This is a genomic window from Nocardioides yefusunii, assembly GCF_004014875.1.
Lineage (GTDB): Bacteria > Actinomycetota > Actinomycetes > Propionibacteriales > Nocardioidaceae > Nocardioides > Nocardioides yefusunii.
Genome location: NZ_CP034929.1, coordinates 2,609,601 through 2,630,126 on the forward strand (window position 1 = coordinate 2,609,601; position 20,526 = coordinate 2,630,126).

The 20,526-nt window shown below is 70.0% G+C and carries 16 protein-coding genes; 8 read left to right on the plus strand and 8 right to left on the minus strand.

Annotated elements, in window-relative coordinates:
- Positions 1 to 112: 112 nt before the first annotated feature.
- Entirely contained in the window at positions 113 to 1,153 is a 1,041-nt protein-coding gene (locus tag EOV43_RS11875; RefSeq protein ID WP_128221471.1) for an LLM class F420-dependent oxidoreductase, read from the plus strand.
- A 209-nt stretch (positions 1,154 to 1,362) separates the two neighbouring features.
- Positions 1,363 to 3,258, plus strand: coding sequence for an AMP-dependent synthetase/ligase (locus tag EOV43_RS11880; protein WP_128221472.1), 1,896 nt, complete (start codon positions 1,363 to 1,365; stop codon positions 3,256 to 3,258).
- A 19-nt stretch (positions 3,259 to 3,277) separates the two neighbouring features.
- Here EOV43_RS11880 and EOV43_RS11885 read toward each other — a convergent pair whose 3' ends face one another.
- Positions 3,278 to 4,339, minus strand: coding sequence for a substrate-binding domain-containing protein (locus EOV43_RS11885; protein ID WP_128221473.1), 1,062 nt, complete (start codon positions 4,337 to 4,339; stop codon positions 3,278 to 3,280).
- A gap of 601 nt (positions 4,340 to 4,940) precedes the next feature.
- On the opposite strand from EOV43_RS11885, the gene EOV43_RS11890 reads away from it, so the two are divergent.
- The 3 genes from EOV43_RS11890 (at position 4,941) to EOV43_RS11900 (ending at position 8,501) form a co-directional block, all read left to right on the plus strand.
- Positions 4,941 to 5,756: a hypothetical protein gene (locus tag EOV43_RS11890; RefSeq protein ID WP_128221474.1), complete on the plus strand. Its 816-nt coding sequence runs from the start codon at positions 4,941 to 4,943 to the stop codon at positions 5,754 to 5,756.
- 126 nt (positions 5,757 to 5,882) lie between these two features.
- Entirely contained in the window at positions 5,883 to 6,671 is a 789-nt protein-coding gene (locus EOV43_RS11895) for an HdeD family acid-resistance protein (protein WP_128221475.1), read from the plus strand.
- Positions 6,672 to 6,725: 54 nt separating this feature from the next.
- Positions 6,726 to 8,501 carry a SulP family inorganic anion transporter gene (locus EOV43_RS11900; protein WP_128221476.1) on the plus strand — a complete coding sequence of 592 codons (1,776 nt, stop codon included), beginning with the start codon at positions 6,726 to 6,728 and terminating at the stop codon, positions 8,499 to 8,501.
- 54 nt (positions 8,502 to 8,555) lie between these two features.
- Here EOV43_RS11900 and EOV43_RS11905 read toward each other — a convergent pair whose 3' ends face one another.
- The 4 genes from EOV43_RS11905 to EOV43_RS11920 all read right to left on the minus strand — a co-directional run bounded on the left by EOV43_RS11905 (position 8,556) and on the right by EOV43_RS11920 (position 13,560).
- A complete protein-coding gene (locus EOV43_RS11905; protein ID WP_128221477.1) occupies positions 8,556 to 9,023 on the minus strand; it encodes a hypothetical protein in 468 nt (155 codons plus the stop codon).
- 24 nt (positions 9,024 to 9,047) lie between these two features.
- Entirely contained in the window at positions 9,048 to 9,989 is a 942-nt protein-coding gene (locus EOV43_RS11910) for a DUF1214 domain-containing protein (protein ID WP_128221478.1), read from the minus strand.
- A gap of 158 nt (positions 9,990 to 10,147) precedes the next feature.
- The gene (locus EOV43_RS11915; RefSeq protein ID WP_128221479.1) at positions 10,148 to 12,766 is read right to left on the minus strand and encodes a LuxR C-terminal-related transcriptional regulator; all 2,619 of its coding nucleotides are present in this window, start codon (positions 12,764 to 12,766) and stop codon (positions 10,148 to 10,150) included.
- 95 nt (positions 12,767 to 12,861) lie between these two features.
- Positions 12,862 to 13,560, minus strand: a complete 699-nt coding sequence (locus EOV43_RS11920; RefSeq protein WP_164878673.1) for a GAP family protein — start codon at positions 13,558 to 13,560, stop codon at positions 12,862 to 12,864.
- Positions 13,561 to 13,742: 182 nt separating this feature from the next.
- Between EOV43_RS11920 and EOV43_RS11925 the strand changes: the two genes are divergently transcribed.
- Together EOV43_RS11925 and EOV43_RS11930 are read left to right on the plus strand one after the other, a co-directional pair.
- On the plus strand, positions 13,743 to 14,867 hold the full coding sequence (locus tag EOV43_RS11925) for an ATP-binding protein (protein WP_128221481.1): 1,125 nt from the start codon (positions 13,743 to 13,745) through the stop codon (positions 14,865 to 14,867).
- A 9-nt stretch (positions 14,868 to 14,876) separates the two neighbouring features.
- The gene (locus EOV43_RS11930) at positions 14,877 to 15,287 is read left to right on the plus strand and encodes a phage holin family protein (RefSeq protein WP_128221482.1); all 411 of its coding nucleotides are present in this window, start codon (positions 14,877 to 14,879) and stop codon (positions 15,285 to 15,287) included.
- Positions 15,288 to 15,290: 3 nt separating this feature from the next.
- On the opposite strand, the gene EOV43_RS11935 is transcribed toward EOV43_RS11930, so the two are convergent.
- The gene (locus EOV43_RS11935; RefSeq protein WP_128221483.1) at positions 15,291 to 15,845 is read right to left on the minus strand and encodes a hypothetical protein; all 555 of its coding nucleotides are present in this window, start codon (positions 15,843 to 15,845) and stop codon (positions 15,291 to 15,293) included.
- A gap of 100 nt (positions 15,846 to 15,945) precedes the next feature.
- On the opposite strand from EOV43_RS11935, the gene EOV43_RS11940 reads away from it, so the two are divergent.
- The gene (locus tag EOV43_RS11940; protein WP_128221484.1) at positions 15,946 to 16,773 is read left to right on the plus strand and encodes an NYN domain-containing protein; all 828 of its coding nucleotides are present in this window, start codon (positions 15,946 to 15,948) and stop codon (positions 16,771 to 16,773) included.
- A 91-nt stretch (positions 16,774 to 16,864) separates the two neighbouring features.
- On the opposite strand, the gene guaA is transcribed toward EOV43_RS11940, so the two are convergent.
- The gene (gene guaA / locus EOV43_RS11945) at positions 16,865 to 18,439 is read right to left on the minus strand and encodes a glutamine-hydrolyzing GMP synthase (protein WP_128221485.1); all 1,575 of its coding nucleotides are present in this window, start codon (positions 18,437 to 18,439) and stop codon (positions 16,865 to 16,867) included.
- 344 nt (positions 18,440 to 18,783) lie between these two features.
- On the minus strand, positions 18,784 to 20,526 hold the full coding sequence (locus EOV43_RS11950; protein WP_128221486.1) for a GMC oxidoreductase: 1,743 nt from the start codon (positions 20,524 to 20,526) through the stop codon (positions 18,784 to 18,786).

Here is a 20,526-nt window from a genome sequence, read left to right on the forward strand (position 1 = left end):
AGAGCCCTCGACCTCGCTAGGTTGCAACTCGTTGCACAGCCCGATTGGCCGTGCACCCGCGCGCAGCATCCTTCGCTGCGTCCAGCACCCAGCGATCCGGATCGAGGTCACCGTGAAGCTCTCCACCTTCCTGCAGTACGCCGGCAACCCCCGCGAGGCAGCCGACACCGTCGTCTCCTACGAGCAGGCCGGTCTCGACGCCGTCTTCGTGGCCGAGGCGTACGGCTTCGACTCCCCCACACTGATGGGCTACCTCGCGGCGAAGACCGAACGGATCGAGATCGGCTCGGCGATCCTCAACATCTACTCCCGCACCCCCGGCGCCCTGCTGCAGACCGCCGCCGGTCTCGACAACGTCTCCGGCGGACGCGCGATCCTCGGCCTCGGCGCGTCGGGTCCTCAGGTGATCGAGGGCTTCCACGGCGTTCCCTACCGCAAGCCGCTGGCCCGTACCGGCGAGATCGTCGACCTGGTGCGTCGTGGCCTCAAGCGTGAACCCCTCACCAACGAGGGCGAGTTCCACCTGCCACTGGACAAGGAACACGGCGCCGTCACCGGGCTGGGCAAGGCACTGAAGCTCCTGACCCGTCCCGAACGCGACTCCATCCCGATCTACATCGCCGCGCTGGGCGAGAAGTCGGTCGAACAGACCGCCGAGATCGCCGACGGCTGGATCCCGCACCTCTACCACCCCGAGAAGGCACACCTGGTGTGGGGCAAGTCCCTGGAAGCAGGCAAGACCAAGCGCCAGGAGGGTCTGGGCCCGCTGGAGGTCCTGGCCGGTGGCGTGGTCGCGATCGGCGAGGGCGAGGAGGTCAAGAAGGCCCTCGACCTGGTCCGCCCGATGTTCGCGCTCTACGTCGGCGGCATGGGCGCACGCGGCAAGAACTTCTACAACGACGTCGCGGTGGCCTACGGCTACGAGGACGCCGCCAAGGAGATCCAGGACCTCTACCTCGACGGCAAGAAGGACGAGGCCGCGGCCGCCGTGCCGCAGGAATGGCTGGAGGCAGCCAACTTCGTCGGGCCCGAGGGCTACGTGAAGGAGCGGATCGCTGCGTTCCGCGAGTCCGGCGTCACCAACCTCAACATCACCCCGGCCGGCCCGGACCCGGTCGCCACGATCGCACGGATGAAGGAACTCATCGCCTGACCCTGGACCCCACCCTGTCGCCAGGACCGATGGCGAGGCCCCGCGAGCACCAGTTCGCGGGGCCTCGCCGCGTCCACGAGAGCCCCCGAATGTGACACCTGCCCCCCGGAACTGATGAGTAGCGTCTGATATCGGAACGAGACCGCTCAGGGGTTCACGGAAATCAACGACGTCACGAGAGTGGGTGCCAGGTCCACGAGAGGGAGAAAATGACCGACGTACTGACCGAACGCGCACGCATCCTCGCCAAGCTCGAGGGCCGCAGTCTCGTCGATGCCCTCGCCGACACCGCTCGACGCTGGCCCGAGCAGCCGGCCTACTCCGACCGCCACCACGTTCCCACAGAGCCCGTCGAGGGCCGGCCTGCCGGGTGGCGCACCCTTGCCTGGGCCGAGACCCGGGAACGCGCCCTTGACGTGGCTGCAGGGCTCGTCGCCCTCGGCGTCGCCCCCGGAGACCCGGTCGCGATCATGGCCACCAACCGGATCGAACACGTCCTGGCCGACATCGGGGCCGTGCATGCCGGCGCCGTCCCGATGTCGATCTACAACACCCTGTCGCCCGAACAGGTCTCCTACGTCGCCGAGCACTCCGGCACGACGCTGGCGGTGCTCGAGAACGCCGATCACCTCGCCCGCTGGGCCCACGTGCTCGCCGACCGCCCCGACACGATCGTCGTCGTGATCGAGGAGGACGACCTCCCCGACGGCGACACCTTCCTGACCTGGGGCGAACTCGCCGCTGCCGGGGCCGCCCATCGTCGCGACGACGCGTCGTACCTCGACGACGCCCTCACGACGGTCACCGCCGACTCCACCGCCACGATCCTGTACACCTCCGGCACCACCGGTAACCCCAAGGGTGTCGCCCTGACCCACACGAACGTGCTCTACGAGGCGTACTCGACGATGGAGGCGGCCGGCCTCGTCGGGGCCCAGCAGGTCCAGGTCTCCTACCTGCCGCTGGCCCACATCGCCGAACGTGTGCTGGGCGTCTACGGTCCCACCCTGCTGGGCAACCACCAGTACTGCATCGGCGACCCCGCCCAGCTCCTCGCCACGCTCGGCGAGGTGCACCCCACGGCGTTCTTCGGCGTCCCTCGGGTGTGGGAGAAGATCCAGACCGGGATCCGCGCGAAGCTCGCGGCTGACCCCGACCCCGAGAACGTCGCGATGGTGCAGGGCGCCATGGCGGCGGGGCTGGCATGGGTGCAGGCGCAGGAGACCGGAGGCGTGATGACGCCGGAGATCCAGAGCGCCTACGAGCAGGCCGACGCCGCGATCCTCGGGTTCCTCAAGGCTCTGCTGGGTCTGGACCGCGCCGTGTGGTGTGCCTCGGCCTCGGCACCGATGCCGTTGGAGACCGCCAAGTTCATGGCCGGTCTGGGGCTCAAGGTCTACGACGTCTACGGCATGACCGAGACGTGCGGGGCCGTGACCGTCAACGGTCCAGGGGCGTTCCGGCTCGGTTCGGTCGGACGCCCGACGCCGGGCATGGAGGTGAAGCTCGGCGACCATGGCGAGGTCCTGGTCCGGGGACCGGTCAACACCCCCGGTTACCACCGCAACCCCGAGGCGACGGCGACGCTCTACGACGCTGACGGCTGGGTGCACACCGGCGACATCGGGACCCTCGACGCCGATGGCTTCTTCTCGATCATCGATCGCAAGAAGGAACTCATCATCACCTCCCACGGCAAGAACGTCGCCCCGTCCAACGTCGAGAACCTCCTCAAGGAGTCGCCGCTGGTGGGGCACGCCTTGGTGTACGGCGACTCCCGCCCGTTCCTGGTCGCGGTGCTGACGTTGGACGGTGAGGTCGCCCCGGTCGTGGCCGAGCGGATGGGGTTGGCCTTCACCGACCTCGCCGACCTCGCCACCCGCCCGGAGATCATCACGATGGTCCGCGCGGCCGTGGACGCCGCGAACGCCCGACTCTCCCGGCCCGAACAGGTCAAGGCGTTCGAGCTGCTCGGGACCGAGTGGACGGCCGAGTCGGAGGAGCTGACCCCGTCGTTGAAGTTGAAGCGACGCGTCGTGCACTCCAAGTACGCCGAGGCGATCGATCGTCTCTATGTGCAGGCCGAGGCCTCAGGGAACCTCTGACCCCGCTCAACGATCCGGCTCAGTACAGGCCGAGCTCGGCACAGTGGTCCATGACGTCACCGGCACAGATCTGCTCGATGCTCCACGTCCGGTCACGCACGACGGTGTTCGCCACCGTCGTCCGCGTGACCGGGCCGGGGGTGAGGATGACTGAGGCGACTCCCCGGTGGTCGACGACGTCGAGGTCGGGATTGTCGCGGGGGTCGTCGCCGGCCAGCAGGTCGACGGCGAGAGCGGCCGCCTGTTCGGCCATCTCGGTGGGGTGCGTGTGCACTGTCATGCCCTGCTTTCCTGCCACGACGCGGCGCACGGCACTGAGGTCGGCGTCGCGCCCGGTGACGTAGGGCCAGGCGTCGCCCGTGACCCCGAGGTCGCTGAGCGCAGAGACCACCCCAGCGGCCTGGCCGTCGTCGCCCCCGATGACGGCGTCGACCTTGCCCACGGCGGACGCGTTCGCCCGCACGAAGGCGGTGGCCTCCGTCCCCGCCCGGGTGGTGGGGGTGAGGGTGGCACGGACGGTGGCTCCGCGGGAGGTGAGCACGTCGTTGACCGCTGCCGCCTGCGCCTCCGCGTCCGGGTCGTCGGCGGGGCCCCTCAGCACCAGGACCGACGCCGATGCCCCGGAGGGCTTCTTCGCTGCCACCGCGTCGAGTGCAGTCTCTGCAGCCAGCGTGCCGGCCACGGCAGCATCGACGGAGACGAAGTGGGCCGCACCCTCGACGAACCTGTCGTAGGCGATGACGGAGACGTCCGGGTGCTCGGTGACGAGAGTGGCTGCAGCCGCGGCGTCGACGGCGTTGAGGACGACCACCTTCGCGCCGGCGTCGACGAGTTCGGAGAACTGCTCGGCCTGACGCTCGGCGCTCCCTTCGGCGTTGCGGGTCTGGTAGACGCAGCCGATGCAGAGCTCCTCCAGCTCGGCGCGGAAGGCTGGTTCGTCGAGTTCGCTCCAGCGCTGGCCCTCGTCGGAGGCGAGCAGGAACCCGACGTACGCAGGGTCGTCACCGGAGCAACCGCTGGCCCCTGCTGCTGCGAACATCGCGGTCAGGGCCAGTGCGGTCCGTGTGCCGAGCAGGTGCATGGCTCACGATCCTGTCAGATTCCCGGGCCCCGGGACCGCGACGGCGGCGGACGTTCCCGGAACGTGACCCGTCCACGCGGCCCGTCCCCCATGTGAGGGAGATTGCCCCGTGCTCGGCGGGGTACGGAGGCGTGCGCCACCGTTCCTCCGCGCACCGCCGGCGTCCCCGGACCGCCGGTCGGGACGCGAGCGCTGGCGCTCATGCTCACCTCTAGCGTTCGGGCAGCGCCCGGGACCGCGGGTGGCTCGAAGACCTCGGGGGAACAACGTGAGCAACAGGAACGACCCACCCATCGGACTGCCCCTCGAGCCTCCGCCGCCCGCGCCTCCGGGCCACCTCCCCTTCGGGACGCCCGGCACCGCCGGTGCTCCTCCCACCCCACCCAACGGCTTCACCTCCCTGGCATCGATCCCCCGACAGGCCGACGGACGGGGTGGCGAGCTCGCGTCGTCCTCGCCCCGGGCCGCCCAGCCCACGGACCCCTTCGCCGACGAACCGCAGGTACCCCCAACCGCTTCCCCGCGCCCGCACGGTGAGGTGTCGCTCAGCGATCTCCTCGACGCAGAACCCGCGACCCGGCCCGTGAGCGCGGATCCGTCCGTGTCGGTCTCCATCGGGGCAACGGCGACGCCCCGGTCGACGTTCCTCGTCCTGCTCGCACCGCTACTGTCGGCGCTCGCGGTGGGTGTTCACTACGCGCTGACGCAGAGCACGCTCGACTGGTGGTGGGGCGACCTCGCCGTGGGCGCCGTCCTCCTGGCGTTGGGCGTCGCGGGGGCCGTCAGCGTGCGCCGACAGGTGGCAGGGATCTACCTGGCCACCGCTCTCGTGCTGCCCTTCGCCCTGGGGGCAGTGGGGCATCTCGCGGTGCACCAGCAGCTCACCTCGCCTTCCGACGCCGTCCCCGGGACGTCGTCCCGCGCTGCCGTCTCGAGCACCGACCTGCCGCTCACTGCGATCGCCGCAGCAACCGCCGTCGCCACGCCGATGGGTGGAACCGCGACCGTCCAGGGCTACGAGGTGAAGATGGTCATGGGCCTGTGCGGGGTGCCGTGGATCGAGATCGAGCCGCGTGGGTCCGAGGCCTCGGCCACGCGCACCCCGGCCGCTGCAGGGACGGAGTTCTGCCAGCTCACGTCGTCGTGGACCAACGCGACCTCGGAGCCCCTCGACACCCGCCCCCTCGACTCGCTGCGTCGGGTCCACACCGCAGCAGGGCTCACCCACACCGCCACCAGCGACGACGAAGCCCTCTCCGTCGCGAGCAACCGCTCGCTGCACGACGGCACGGTGAACGCGGGCGAGACGGTGACCCACCGCACCGTCGTCTCCGTGCCGCTCGGCAGCAGGGTCGGGTGGGCGCTCGCGGCCGGCGCCGAGCAGGGGGACGCCGTCGTCGCCTTCGCCCTGAGCTGACCCGCCGCGGCTCCCCGCGCGCCGACGAACCCCCGCCGGGCGGTGCTCATCCTGCTTGGGTGAGATGCCCGACGACGGGCTCGCAGGCCGTCCACGACGGGTCCGGACGGGGCTACGTTCCGAGGCATGGATACCTCGGTGCGGCTGTCGTGGAAGTGGCTCGTCGGGCAGGGAGCGCTCGTCCTGCTGCTCGGCATCGCCGCGATCTTCTTCCCCGCCGGCACCGCAGTGGCGTTCGCGTTCCTGTGGGGAGCCTGGGCACTGCTGGACTCGGCCGCCTCGTTCACGGCGGCGTTCTCCCGTGGCGCCCCGGCCTGGGCCCGCGTCCTCGGGATCGTGATCGGCGTCGTCGCCCTGCTGGCCGCCGTCTTCGCGATCCTGCGGCCGTTCTACACCCTGGGCATCCTCACCTGGCTGCTCGGCATCTGGCTGTTGGCCCGCGGTGTCGTCGAGCTGGTCTCGGTGCTCCGCCCCAACCCGTGGCAGGCCCGCCTCATGCTGGCCGCCTCCGCCGTGCTCGACATCGTGCTCGGCATCCTGTTCTTCCTCAACCCCGGCCGCGGTGTCGTCTCGCTGATCATCGTCTTCGGAGTCCTGGCGATGATCTGGGGCATCACCACCCTGATCGCCGGACTCGTGCTCCGCAGCCACGGCAACCGCCCCGAGGCCGTCGACCTGACTGCCGACGGCTCCGGGTGGGGCGCCGCCATGGCACGGTCGTCGGGGGCCCCTGCCACACGTGCCACGACGCCCGGCCGCCACACTGCTCCGGTCCCCACCGACGCCCCGTCACCCACCCCGTCGCCTGTCGCGTCCGAAGTGGCTCCCGGACTGGACCCCGGGGTCTCCCCTGAGGCAACGACCGACCTCCCCGACGACCTCCCCGAGCCGCCGGCCCGTCCGGCCACCTCCTGACCGGCATGCCGCTGAGCACCGGGTGAGGGCGACAGCGCAAGCGACAGGACGACGGTGAGCGCCGCTGGGCCGGAACGTTCCGGCGAACGACGACACCCCGACCCCAGGGGCAGGGTCCGACTGCTCCCGGGACTGAACCGCTCCAACGCGGCTCGCGAACTGCTCGCCGGGCTCACGTTGGTGGCGATCTCGGTTCCGCTCAACATCGGCTACGCCCAGATCGCCGGACTTCCACCGTCGTCGGGTCTGTACGCCCTGATCGTCCCGTCCCTGCTGTTCGCCCTGTTGGCCTCGACCCGACAGGTGGTGGTGGCCCCCGACGCCGCCGCTGCCGCGATGGTCGGCGCCTCCTTGGTGGGGACCGGCGCCGCGGCCGGCACCGACGACCTCGCCGTCCTCGCTGCCGCGCAGGCAGTGTTGGGCGGTCTGCTGTTCCTGGTCTGCGCCAAGCTCAAGTTGGGTTTCGTGGGCCGGTACCTGTCGCGGCCGGTTCTGGTGGGGTTCATCGCAGGCCTCGCCGCGCAGGTGATGCTGGGGCAGGTGGCCAAGATGCTGGGCCTCAAGCTCGAACGGGAGGGGTTCTTCCCCCAGGTGGGCGAGCTCGTCTCCTCCCTCGAGGGCACCCACCTGACGTCCGTGCTGCTCTCGCTGGGTTGTCTCGCCGTCCTTCTCGGCGGACGACGATGGCGACGACGCTTCCCGTGGGCGCTGGTGGTGATGGTGGGCACCACCGTCCTGACCGCTGCGCTGGGACTCGCCGATCACGGCGTCTCGGTGCTGGGCGAGGTGCCGTCCGGGCTCCCGTCGTTCGCGTTCCCCGCCGTGGGTTGGTCGGCCTGGGTGGCGCTGTTCCCGGCCGCTTGCGCCCTCACCGCCGTGACCATGGCCGAGGGTCTCCTCGTCTCCCGCAGCTACGCCCTGACTCACCACCACCCGGTGAACCTCGACCGGGACCTTGCCGCCTTCGGCGCCGCGAACATCGGCTCCGGCCTCAGCGGCGGGTTCACGATCGGCTCCTCGACGTCCCGCACCGCAGCGATGGACGAGGCCGGTGCCCGGACCCAGCTTCCTCTGGTGGTGCTGGCGGTGGTCTCGGTGCTGCTGCTGGCCTTCGGCACCGGCCTGCTCGCACTGGTCCCCTCCCCCGCGATCGGTGCGACGGTCGCTGTCGCCGTCCTCGAGCTCCTGGGGATCGGCACCTTGGCTGATCTGGCCCGGCGGTCCCCCGACGAGTGCACCGTCGCGGTGGTGTGCCTGCTGGGAGTGCTCGTGCTGGGGCCGGTCGCCGGGCTGTCGGTGGCGTTCTTCCTGGCCCTGCTCAACTTGGTGCGCCGCTCGTCGAGCAGTCCCGGGGTCGTCCTGGTGGATCCCCGCACCGACGGCCATCCCACTGAGTCCGGCTCTGACTCCGGCCACGGCTCCACCTCCACCTCCGGCACCGGTGGCTCTGCGGGCAGCGACGTGGTCGACGGCAGTGTGGTGCTGCGGATCGGTGGCAGCATCCACTTCGCCAACGCCGACGCCCTCGACGAACAGGTGCGTGCTGTGGCAGCCCGCGAGGACGTGACCCGGATCCTGCTCGATCTCAGCGTCACCTCCGACGTCGACGTCACCGGAGCCGAGCGGCTCTCCGCGTGCGTCGCGGCAGTCACCCGAGGCGGTGTTCGAGTGGAACTGACCCGGATCGGCGACCCGCTGTCACGGCGACTGACCCGTCTCGGACTCTTCGACGACCTCGTGCGGCACCCCACCAACCGAGCCGCACTGGCTCCTGACTCTCTCGCTCCTGGCCCTCTGACTCCGGACGACGAAACCGACCCCGACCGGTGAGGTCGGAGTCGGTTCGCCGCTGACCCGCTCAGGCACGAGTCAGAGTCAGGTCCTTCAGCCGCAGTCGAGGCCGGAGAGCGCCGAGGCGCGGGCGTCCTGGAGACGTTGCACCTCGTCGACCAGCGTCTGGCCCGCTTCGGGGACGGTGGCGTCGTCGGGGACGTCGTCCAGGGCGTCGGTGAAGTCGTCCCACGCGTCGTCGACCTTCTTCCACGCGTCCTCGTTGGTCTTCTCCAAGGAGTCCTCGAGACGGTCGACGCCCTTCTCGATCGCTTCCTTGGCGGTGCGCCACTCGTCGACGGTGGAGGTCGAGGAGAGGTTCGCTCGGGCGGACTCGATCGTGGAGCGCAGGGTCTCGGCGTCGCCGCACGCCTCGGCCTTGTTCTCCGCCGACTTCTCGTCGTCCGAGCCGCAGGCGCTCAAGCCGAACGCCAGGGTGAGCACGGCCATCGCACCCACGGCACGGTGGACCGCGCGGGGCCGTGGATCGGGACGGGACGTGTCGTGAACGGTGTGCTGCATCACTACCTCCAGTGGTGGGACGGGTCAGTCGACCGGGACCGGGGCGGGCAACTGCCACGTCCCGTCGGCGATCTCGGGGCGGGGACGGTAGAGCCGGACCAGGTAGTTCCAGCCCTCCGGTGTGGGGAGGACGTTGGGGACGTCGTCGGGGAAGTCACCGAACCGGACGGTGACGCCGCCGTCGGCGTCCTTCACCGCGGTGATGTCGTTGACGCTGTAGGCGTTGCGGTCGTTGGGGACGAAGAAACCGGCTGAGTCGTACATCGAGATCGACCAGAAGCCGTCGACCGGGACGTCGGCCAGACGCAGCTCGTAGCCTCCCTCCCCCGGCCCGAGGACACCGACGTACTGGGCCTCCGAGGACGGCAGTCCTCCCCATCCGGCGGCGGAGCCGAGCAGGTGTCGCACCGGCTGGACCTCCTCGCGTCTGCCGAACATGTGGTCGAAGCCGCTGAGGCCGTTGGCGAGTTCGAGCAGGTGGCTGCGGGTGGCGTCGAAGCTGGTGGCGTCGTACTCGGGGCCGACGAACGGTTCGGCGGAGGCGGCCGTGATCACGCAGGCGTCCTGGATCCGGTGCACCTCGTCGAGGTCGGCGGCGTCGGCGGGGTCAGCCAGGACGCGGACCGCGAGACAGACCCACCGGGAGCCGTGGCGTTCCTCGTCGAGGGTGTGGGTACCGGCCTCGTGCAGGACCTCGGTGACGAAGTGGTTCTCGTCGACCACCATCACCGAGACGTACCGCTGGCCGACCTCGGGCACGGTGAGAGTGGCTCCGCCACGCAGGTCGACGACGCCGAAGCTGTAGAGGGTGTCCCGGTTGAGCCGGACCACCAGTTGGTTGTCGACGGGGCTGGGGGTGCGCACGTGGTTGAAGGCGTTGACCCCGCCGGCCTCGCGCTGCAGGTCCTCGAACATCCGCGCCGTCTCCGCGACGACGAAGTTGTCGACGTTGACCTTCACTGCCATGGAACCCCCTGGGATCGTGTGCTGAGCGCCGGGACCGGCCTGCTCCGACGCTAGGTCCGGTGCCCCTCACGGGGCTGCCGGTCACTGGCCACGACGATCGCTTTCACCCCCACGGCATGAGCCCCTCGTGCGGACCACGACGCAGGTGGTGGAGGGGCTCAGGTCGCGTCGGCCAGACGGACCGCTTCACGACGCGTGGCCACGTTGAACTTGCGGTAGATGGAGCGCTGGTGGGTCTTCACGGTGTTGACCGAGACGTGCAGCGCTGCGGCGATCTCGGCATTGGTGAGGGTGCCGCGCATGTACTCCAGGATCTCGCGTTCGCGCGAGGAGAGTCCGCCCACCGGCGAGGAGGCGTCCACGCTGGTGTTGCCCGCCAGGCAGTGCGCCACGTACTCGGGGTGAGCGGTGCCGCGGGCCGCGTGGGCTGCGAGCAGCGGCCTGAGCCCGGGCTGGGTGAGGTCGAAGGCCCGGCCGAGTCTGGCCGGAGCTCCCAGGTCGAGGGCGCGTTCCAGCAGCCGGTGGGCCGATTCAGTCTCGCCGCGGCGGCGCTGCACGAGCGCGTTCACGACCAGGGCACCGGTCTGGACGTAGAGCGGCTGCCGCTCCAGCGGGGAGAGCCTGCGCAGCGCGTCGACGGTGTCCCCGAGTTGGCCCATGCGGTGCAGCATCACCGCGGACTCCAGCGCGATCACCGGCACGTTGGCGCGGTCGGCTGCCTGCCGCAGCAGTGGCACCACCTGGGAGGCTCCAGCTCCCTGCGCGACCAGGATCTTGGCTCGTGCGACGAGCGCGTAGTGGGCCCACGGGACGCCGTGTGCGTCGGCGTCGGGGATGTCGCGGCGGGCTTGGTCGGCCCGACGGATCCGTCGCGGGTCACCGATGGAGCAGGCCACCCAGACCTGGAGCACCCGGGCGAGGGGGGCGTAGGCGACCCGGCCGTGGTCGGCGATGACAGCGCCGAACTTCTGTTCCGCGATGGTCAGGTCGCCGCGCCAGAACCCGATCCACCCTTCGGTGAAGTCGGTGAGGCCGCCGTCGTAGACCTCCCAGATGTCCGCGCCGGCCACCTTGCGTCCGCCCAAGGTCCGGAGTTCCTCCTCCGCCGCCTCGAAGTCGCCCAGGAAAGCGGCCGCGAACCCGGCGTTGGCGCGGGCCCGGCGTTCCAGGACCGACGCATGAGCCTCAGAGGCGAGACGGGCCGAGGTCCGGAGCAGGTCCAGGGCCCGCAGCGGTGCCCGGCGCAAACGCAGTTCGGCCCACCCGAGCAGGAAGACGGTGACAGCGTGCTCGGGGCGCCCCGGGACGACGTCGGTGCGCAGGAGGTCACGGACCTCGTCGCAGGCGCGCTCCAGCTCATTACCCTCGTTGGCCCCCATCAGGCTCATCTGGGCCAGGGCCAACCGGTCCCGTGCGACGCCGGGGACGGCAGCTGCCCGAGCACTGTCGACGAGCATCGCGGCCAGTTCGTGGTCGCCACCCAGTTGGGCGAGGGCTGCCTCGAGCACGAGGACGACGGTCTCCCCCCGTTGGTCAGGGTCGAGCGCAGCGATGCTGTCGCGGAGCACCGCGAGGTCTCCCTCGACGAGCAGGGAGAGCCAGTGATCTCCCAGGAGTGCCCGGACCAGGTCCACCTGGTCGGCGCAGCAGGCGACGTCGAGGGCCGCGACCGGGTCGTCGTGCCAGAGCACCTGCACCGCAGCACGGGCGCCCTGCACGAAATCGCTGGGACGGGAGGCACGGAAGAGCTCGCGGCATTCCCGGGCGACTCGGGCGTGCCAGCGGTAGCTGACCCGACCGGTGCGGTCGGAGACGCGGGTCAGGAAGAGGCCGCGGTCGAGGAGTTCACCGAGCAGTGCCTGCGTCTCGGGCAGTCCGGAGACCTGACGTGCCGCCTCGGTGTCGAAGCGTTCCAGCAGCGAGGTGCTGAGCACGAGGGTGACCAGGTCGGCGGGGAGTTTGGCGAGGATCTCGTGCTGGATGTAGTCGCGCATCGGCTCCCCGGCCATCGGGAGGACGACGCCGGGCGCGAGGAGTTCGAGCCCCACCGCGACCGGCCAGCCTCCCGTACCGGTGTGGATGCTCTCGATGACGTCGGCGTCGAGCTCGCGGTCCAGCGCGCGGGAGACCGACAGCACCTCGTCGCGGGTCATGCGGAGTTCGTCGGAGGTGACCAGCCCGATCATGCCCGCGACCCTGCGCCGGACGAGGGAGGGGTCCGGGGTGTGGGAGGTGACGACGACGCAGAGGTTGCGTGGGGCGGCGTCGAGGAGCAGCGCCAGTGGTCCGTGGTCGAGAATGCCGGGAGCGTGATGGACGTCGTCGACGATGAGGACGACCCGCTCGGGTGCCCTCTCGAGTGCCTCGATCCACCGTGTGACGGCGCCGGCCGCCGTGCCCACGTCGCCTACCGAGCCGGCGAGCTGCTCGAACCCGGGACGTCCCCGGACCGCGTCCGCGAGCGACCGGCTGATCCCGCTGGCGAGGCGTTGGGGGTTGCGGGTGTGGCTGTTGACCGACACCCAGGCCGTCGGAGCACTGCGGTGCGCGGCCCAGTGCGCCAGCGCCGTCGTCTTGCCGAACCCTCCCGGCGCTACCACCTCGATCACCTCGTGCCGCACGGCCGCGGCGTCGAGCAGTTCGTCGAGGCGACCTCTGGGAACGAACCAGTTCCCCGGTTCGGGTGCACGGAGGGCTGACCACGGGACGGCCATTCCTCCGCTTGTCGGCGGTGCGACGGTCTGCGTGTTCTCGGTGCTGTGTCCCCCCACGTCCATGAACATGACGCTAATCACTCACGTGACGACGAAACGTGATCTCAACCACTCGTTGTCACATCGTTGCTTGTCGGAGTACAAGCCGCAACAACGGCTCAGAGGCCGGTGATTCCGTTGCCGACGATGATCATCCCGAAGACCACCAGCAGTGTGCCGACCACCACGTTGTTGTACGCGACCAGCCACTTCTTCAACCTCTGCAACGGCACCGCGGTACGACTCGGCGCCAGCACCTGGAGCAGCACCGGTAGCCCCACCGAGGCCGAGGCGACCAGCACGAAGGCGACGTCACCGGCTGCGGTCGTGGCGAGAGGGGCGCCGTTGCTGCTCAGCGCGTCGGCCGCAGCCAGGCCGAGACCGATGTTCTTGGGATTGAGGGCAGCCAGGGCGGCCGCGAGCGCGAAAGCGCGCGCCAGGGGCAGGCTGTCGACGGCCGCCATCCAACCCGGTAGCGCGTCGTCGCCGCCGGGACGACGCAGCGTCCTGACCGCGAGCGCCAGCAGCAGGGCCCCCAGCACGATCCGGGTCACGGCGGCGGGAGTGCCGGCAGCGCCCTCCGGGGTCGTCACCTCCGACAGCAGGGACGCCACCACGGCGAGGACACTCACCCCGACGATCCAACCGAGAAGGAAGACCGGGGCTGCCGTACGCGCCCGCGGTGACATCAGCAGCAGCACCACGGCGATCACCGGCACCGGGCTGAGAGCGATTCCCACCGCGTGCGGCAGCACCGCACCGATCACCTCGGCCAGGCCCGGCGTCCTACCGGCGGCGTCCATCTCTGTCGGGTCCACGGCCCTCATCGTGGTGGGTCAAGGGGCCCGCTCGCCCTGCCCGACGTGTGCCCACGCACGCATTCATCCTGACGGGGTGAAACGACCGCCGCACCACGCACGTCTCGGCGGCACCCGACCCGCACCGACCCACCGTCGGCCGAGACTCGGAGCACCAGACACCCCGTGACCCGAGGAGTTCCATGACCGGCCTTCCGCTGACCGTCGGCACCGATCTCGCGACCGGCGAACCGTTCACACTGGACGGCTCGCGCTTCAACCGACACACGTTCTGGTGCGGGCAGTCGGGCTCGGGCAAGACGTACGCGTTGGGCGTCGTCCTCGAACAGCTCCTCCTGCAGACCGGCCTCCCGGTGCTGGTGCTGGACCCCAACTCCGACTTCGTCCACCTCGGTGACCCGGTGCCGGAGACTCCCCCGCAGACCGCGGCACGCATCCGGGCCCTCGACGTCCGCGTCCACCGGCGCACCGGCCTGGGGATGTACGACCTCGTGGTGCGGATCGCCGACATGGACGTCGCGTCCCGGGCCGCCGTGCTCCGCCTCGACCCGGTCGCCGACGCCGAGGAGTTCCACGTCCTGCGCCAGCTGGAGAGTGAGTTCGGACCCCAGGACGGCCCCGCGATGCTGGAGGCCCTGGCCGGTTCCGAGGAACCCGCCCGTCGGGCGCTGCTGCGCCGCATGACCAACCTCGGGATCCCGGACTGGGACGTCTGGGCGCGCGGCGCCGTGGGACTGGAGCGGGTCGTGGACGAGCGGCCAGACCTGGTGGTCGCCGACATCGGCGGGTTCCGGATCGCCGACGAGGGCGCGGCGACTGCGCTGGCCGTCCTCGACTCCCTGTGGCGGGACCGGGAACGACGACGGCCACTGCTGATCGTGATCGACGAGGCACACAACCTGTGCCCGGCCGAACCGACGACGCCACTGGCGAAGGCGCTGGTGGAACGGTTGGTCCAGATCGCCGCCGAGGGCCGCAAGTACGGGCTGTGGCTGCTGCTCTCCACCCAGCGCCCCTCGAAGATCCACCCTCAGGTGCTGTCGCAGTGCGACAACCTCGCTCTGTTGAAGACGAACGCCCCGGCCGACCTGGCCCATCTGGCGGAGTTCTTCGGCGGGGTGCCGCCCGAGCTGCTCGACGCCTCCCCCACCTCCACGCAGGGCCAGGCCTTGTTCTCCGGTGGGTTCGCGCCGCGCCCCACCCGGGTGCAGATGGCCGACCGGCTCACCCGTCAGGGCGGCTCCGACGTCAAGGTCCCGCCCGTGCGCCTCACCGACGCGCACCCTTCTCCCACCCCTCCTGCCTGAGGAGCTCCCATGATCCGACTCCTGATCAGCGCCGCCCTGTTCCTGGCCGCGGCAGCCATCGGTCTGCTGGCCGCCGACCAGGTCGTCGACGGGGTCGACGTCAGCGCCTCGGGCTTCGTCGTGATGGTGGTGCTCTACGCAATCGTGCAGAGCGTCCTGACGCCGTTCGTCACGAAGGTGGCGGCCACGAAGGCGCCGGTGCTGCTGGGCGGCACCAGTCTGGTGTCGACGTTCATCGCACTGGTGGTCGCGACCCTGTTCGGGGACGCCCTGACCATCTCCGGCGGAATCGGGACGTGGATCGCGGCCACCGTCATCGTGTGGGTCGTGACCGCGATCGCTTCCCTGCTGCTGCCGTGGGCGCTGGTGAAGGCAGGCGTGGAGAAAGCCCGGCCGCGACGGGCCGCACGCCGGGCCTGAGGATCAGGCCGGGCGGGTGCTCTCGCGGCCCAGGCCGGTACGCACGACGTGGACGGCGTCAGCCATGATCCGACGCACCACCTTGAACTCGGCGGGGGTCCACTTCAGGGCGTACTCGTCCAGGCCGAAGGCGTAGGGGACGGTCGCCTTGGTGATCTTCTCGTGGCAGATGTCGGCCATCGTCCCGGAGTCGTGGAACGGGATGCCGAGGGTGTGGGAGACGTCGGTGGCGAAGTTCCACAGGTCCATCGCGGAGTGCGGCTCCACGGGGTGACGGTCGTTCTCGAGGCGACGCTGGGCGCCGGTGAAGTCCATCAGGGTGTTCTGCTCCGAGTCGATGCCGGAGTCCCAGTCGATCTTCCAGTCGGCGTCGCCGGCGAACGAGACTGCCTCCTCGACCGTGTCCCAGGTGAGGAGACGGCCGTCGTGGGCGGCGAGGATCTCGCGGTCCCCTTCACCCTTGCCCCACCAGACGACGGTGTCGCGGTCGTCGAAGCGGATCAGGACCGCCTGCCCGGGGGACGGCAGGACATCAGGGGACGTGACGGGGGAAGCCATGGGTCCATTGTCCGTGATCGGACAAGTTCGTGCAGGCATGACCGCTCAGGAACATTCCGGACGGACGTCGCCACGCCGCACCAGTGCCTAGAGTGCCGCCATGACCTTCCCGACCGACGGGCGGCTGGCCGTCCTCATCGACGCCGACAATGCCCAGCCCAGCAAGTGCGACGCCTTGATGGAGGAGGTCGCCACACTCGGGACTGCCACGGTACGGCGGATCTACGGCGACTGGACGACCCCGCAACTGGGTGGTTGGAAGGAGGCCGCCAACCGGCACGCGATCCAGCCGATGCAGCAGTTCGCCTACACGAAGGGGAAGAACTCCACCGACAGTGCGTTGATCATCGACGCCATGGACCTGCTCTACGGCGACCGTCTCGACGGGTTCGTGCTGGTCTCCTCCGACTCCGACTTCACCCGGTTGGCGGCGAGGCTGCGTGAGTCCGGCAAGACGGTCTACGGCGTCGGAGAGCGCCGCACCCCCGAGGCGTTCCGCGCCGCCTGCGACCGGTTCATCTACGTCGACGTCCTCGGGGTGCAGACCGATGCGCACACCGACGCCCCCACCGCCGAGGAGACGCCCGCGATCAAGGCACCCGGACGGTCCCCGGCCCGCACGGATGCCCCTCCCGCACACCAGGCACCTCCCAAGGCACCGACCGGGCGTCGCACCACCAAGGAACTCCGCAGCGACACCTCGTTGGTGCGGCTGCTGCGTGGTGCCGTGGCCTCGGCCTCCGACGACGACGGGTGGGCCAACCTGGGCGCGGTCGGGAGCACCGCAGCCAAGCAGTCCCCCGACTTCGACCCCCGCAACTGGGGCTACGCCAAGCTCGTCGACCTCGTCACCGCCGTGGGTTTCTTCGAGGTGCGTCGTCCGGGGACGGGCGGCGGCCCCGTCGAGGTGCGCACGACGAAGAAGTGACCTCGACTCTGTTGGTCCGCATTGCGCTCCCCCGGACGCACGACGGCCCCCGTACTCGTAGGAGTACGGGGGCCGTCGCATCAGGAGTGGATCACTCCCACTCGATGGTGCCCGGGGGCTTCGAGGTGATGTCGACCGTCACACGGTTGACGTCCTTGACCTCGTTGGTGATGCGGGTCGAGATGCGCTCGAGCAGCTCGTAGGGCAGGCGTGCCCAGTCAGCCGTCATGGCGTCCTCGGAGGTGACGGGACGCAGCACGATCGGGTGACCGTAGGTGCGGCCGTCGCCCTGGACGCCGACCGAACGGACGTCGGCGAGCAGCACGACCGGCATCTGCCAGATCGTGTCGTCGAGACCCGACTTGGTGAGCTCCTCGCGGGCGATCGCGTCGGCCTCACGCAGCAGGTCGAGGCGGTCCTTGGTGACCTCACCGATGATGCGGATACCGAGGCCGGGGCCCGGGAACGGCTGACGCTTGACGATCTCCTGCGGCAGACCCAGCTGGGCACCGACCGCGCGGACCTCGTCCTTGAAGAGGGTGCGGAGCGGCTCGACGAGCTCGAACTCCATGTCCTCGGGCAGGCCACCCACGTTGTGGTGCGACTTGATCGTCGAGGTGCCGGAGCCGTGGCCCGACTCGACGACGTCCGGGTACAGGGTGCCCTGGACCAGGAAGCCGACGGTGGTGCCCTCGGGGGCGGCGGCGATGATGTCGGCCTGCGCCTTCTCGAAGGTGCGGATGAACTCGCGGCCGATGATCTTGCGCTTGGCCTCGGGCTCGGAGACACCGGCCAGAGCGGTCAGGAACTGCTCCTCGGCGTCGACGACGACGAGCTTGGCGCCGGTCGCAGCAACGAAGTCGCGCTCGATCTGCTCGGTCTCGTCCTTGCGCATCAGGCCGTGGTCGACGTAGACGCAGGTGAGGCGGTCACCGATGGCCTTGGTGACGATGGCGGCCGCGACGGCGGAGTCGACACCACCGGACAGGCCACAGATGGCGCGACCGGTCTCGCCGATCTGCTCCTTGATCCGCGCGATCTGCTCCTCGGCGATGTTGCCGATGGTCCAGGTCTTGCGGCAGCCGGCGATGTTCCAGAGGAAGTGCTCCAGGACGCGCTGGCCGTGGTCGGAGTGCAGCACCTCGGGGTGCCACTGGACACCGGCGAAGCCACGCTCGACGTTCTCGAACGCGGCCACCGGGGTGCCCTCGGTCGAGGCGAGGACGGTGAAGCCCTCAGGGGCCTGGGAGACGGAGTCGCCGTGCGACATCCACACGTTGTGGGCCACCGGCATGTCGGCCAGCAGCGTGCCCGGCTCGGAGATGGTGACCGGGGTGCGGCCGTACTCGCGGTAGCCGTTGTTGTCGACGGTGCCACCGAGGCCCTGGGCCATCAGCTGGAAGCCGTAGCACATGCCGAAGACCGGCAGGTCGGCCTCGAACAGCGAGGTGTCGATCGACGGGGCACCCTCGGCGTAGACGCTGGAGGGGCCTCCGGAGAGGATGATCGCCTTCGGCTTCTTCGCCAGCATCTCTTCGACCGGCAGCGTGTGCGGCACGATCTCGGAGTAGACGCGCGCCTCGCGGACTCGGCGGGCGATCAGCTGGGCGTACTGGGCACCGAAGTCGACCACGAGAACAAGATCGTGCTCAGAGGTCGCAGACATGCCCCTGATCCTATCGGCCGAGGGCCGTTCGCCTCACCTTCGGGCGTCCGCCGAGGGCGACGGCTCGGTCACACCGCACGTCAGCGGTGCTCTTCCCCCGGAAATAGCATCAGGACCCGACCGGGAGGGAGGGTTGGTCGGGTCCTGATCGTCCTCGCGGATCTAAGTCTGCGTCGGGACGACAGTCCGGGCATCAAAAGGGAGGGAGAGAAGCCCGGACCGGCAGCACGTCAACTATCTCTCAGACAGCCAGCGTTGTCACCCAAACAAGGTAAAGAAACCCTGAATTGCGACCAAGTTTTGGCCTCTTGTGACCTACCTGACACCCCACGTGGGTGAGCAGGTCACCTGACCTCCACGATCGGCAACCTGAGAGCGCCAGGGGCGGCCTCCGGAACGGCCGGAGAGATCGGGGCTACCGGGGCGATCGACCGGTAGGGCTCCCCCAGCGCCGGACGCGGGTCCGACTCCCCCTTGTTGGGCCAGAACGCCATCGCACGCTCCGCCTGGGCGGTGATCGTCAACGACGGGTTGACTCCCAGGTTGGCCGAGATCGCCGACCCGTCCACGACATGCAGACCGGGATGGCCGAACATCCGCTGGTACGGGTCGACGACGCCCGCCTCCGGGGAGTCGCCGATGGCGCAGCCACCGATGAAGTGGGCCGTCATCGGGCGGTCGAACGGTTCGCCGATGGTGCCGCCAGGCGTCCCACCCATGACCTCGCCCGAGCGACGGGCAGCCTCGTACCCCTGCGGGATGAACGACGGGTTGGGTTCGCCGTGGCCCTGGATGCTCGACATCCGCGTCCCGAACGGGGTGCGGACCGGCACGGTGGTGATCGAGTTGTCGCGGGTCTGCATCACGAGTGCGATCACCGCACGTTCGGACCAGTGTCTGAGGTCGTAGAGGTCACGGGCCTTCGACCGGTGGGCCCACATCTCCTTGGCCCAGGTCCAGACCCGCTTCTCCCCCGGTTTCGGCTCGGCGAGGACGGTCTGGAGCATCGCCATCGCATTGGAGCCCTTGCCGTAGCGCACCGGTTCGACGTGGGTCTCGTCGTCGGGATGGAACGACGACGTGATCGCGACCCCGTAGGAGTAGTCGACGCCGGAGTCCTTGGGTGCGATCGCCCCGAGGATCGCCTCGGAGTTGGTGCGGGTCAGCACCCCGAGCCGGTCGGAGACGTGCGGGAGGTCGCCGGAGACCTTCAGCTGGTGCAGCAGCTTCTGGGTGCCCAACGACGCCGCGGAGAAGATGACCTGGTCGGCGGTGAACGTCTTCGTCGCCCCGTGCCGCCCACGCCCCAGGCGTGACAGCTTGGCCTTGGTCCAGCGCGCTGTGACCTCGTACCCGCCGCCGTCCGCCTCGCTGCGCGGGCGCACCCGGGTGACGGTGGTGAGCGGGTGCACCTGCGCGCCGAGGTTCTCGGCCAGGTGCAGGTAGTTCTTGACGAGGGTGTTCTTGGCGTTGTGACGGCAGCCCGTCATGCACTCACCGCACGCGGTGCAGGTGCGACGCTTCGGACCGGCCCCGCCGAAGAACGGGTCCTCGACCTCGGTGCCTCGTGCTTGGTCGGGGCGGCCGAAGAAGACGCCCACCGGGGTGGCGTGGAAGCTCTCCCCCACGCCCATCTCCTGGGCGACCTTCTCCATGACGTCGTCCGACGGGGTGCGCCACGGGTTGGTGACGACGCCCAGCATCCGCTTGGCCTGGTCGTAGTAGGGGGCGAGCTCGCGCTTCCAGTCAGTGATGTGGGCCCACTGCGGGTCCCGGTAGAACGCGTCGAGCGGCTCGTAGAGCGTGTTGGCGTACACCAACGAGCCGCCGCCGACGCCGGCTCCGGCGAGGATCAGACAGTCACGGAGCAGGCTGATGCGTTGGATGCCGTACAGGCCGGCCGCTGGGAGGAACAGGTAGCGCTTCAGGTCGAAGGAGGTGTCGGGGAAGTCGTCGTCGGAGAAGCGGGCTCCCGCCTCGAGCACCCCGACGGAGTACCCCTTCTCGCTCAGACGCAGTGCACTGACCGACCCACCGAACCCCGACCCGATGACGAGCACGTCGTAGTGCTTCTTCGGGGTTTCCAT

What these genes read in the sequence shown, in the direction of transcription:
- guaA (WP_128221485.1), bottom strand. Translation starts at nt 18,439, where the DNA reads ATGTCTGCGACCTCTGAGCACGATCTTGTTCTCGTGGTCGACTTCGGT.
- EOV43_RS11895 (WP_128221475.1), top strand. Translation starts at nt 5,883, where the DNA reads ATGGATACCTCGGTGCGGCTGTCGTGGAAGTGGCTCGTCGGGCAGGGA.
- EOV43_RS11950 (WP_128221486.1), bottom strand. Translation starts at nt 20,526, where the DNA reads ATGGAAACCCCGAAGAAGCACTACGACGTGCTCGTCATCGGGTCGGGG.
- EOV43_RS11925 (WP_128221481.1), top strand. Translation starts at nt 13,743, where the DNA reads ATGACCGGCCTTCCGCTGACCGTCGGCACCGATCTCGCGACCGGCGAA.
- EOV43_RS11940 (WP_128221484.1), top strand. Translation starts at nt 15,946, where the DNA reads ATGACCTTCCCGACCGACGGGCGGCTGGCCGTCCTCATCGACGCCGAC.
- EOV43_RS11905 (WP_128221477.1), bottom strand. Translation starts at nt 9,023, where the DNA reads ATGCAGCACACCGTTCACGACACGTCCCGTCCCGATCCACGGCCCCGC.
- EOV43_RS11910 (WP_128221478.1), bottom strand. Translation starts at nt 9,989, where the DNA reads ATGGCAGTGAAGGTCAACGTCGACAACTTCGTCGTCGCGGAGACGGCG.
- EOV43_RS11930 (WP_128221482.1), top strand. Translation starts at nt 14,877, where the DNA reads ATGATCCGACTCCTGATCAGCGCCGCCCTGTTCCTGGCCGCGGCAGCC.
- EOV43_RS11885 (WP_128221473.1), bottom strand. Translation starts at nt 4,339, where the DNA reads ATGCACCTGCTCGGCACACGGACCGCACTGGCCCTGACCGCGATGTTC.
- EOV43_RS11880 (WP_128221472.1), top strand. Translation starts at nt 1,363, where the DNA reads ATGACCGACGTACTGACCGAACGCGCACGCATCCTCGCCAAGCTCGAG.
- EOV43_RS11915 (WP_128221479.1), bottom strand. Translation starts at nt 12,766, where the DNA reads ATGGACGTGGGGGGACACAGCACCGAGAACACGCAGACCGTCGCACCG.
- EOV43_RS11935 (WP_128221483.1), bottom strand. Translation starts at nt 15,845, where the DNA reads ATGGCTTCCCCCGTCACGTCCCCTGATGTCCTGCCGTCCCCCGGGCAG.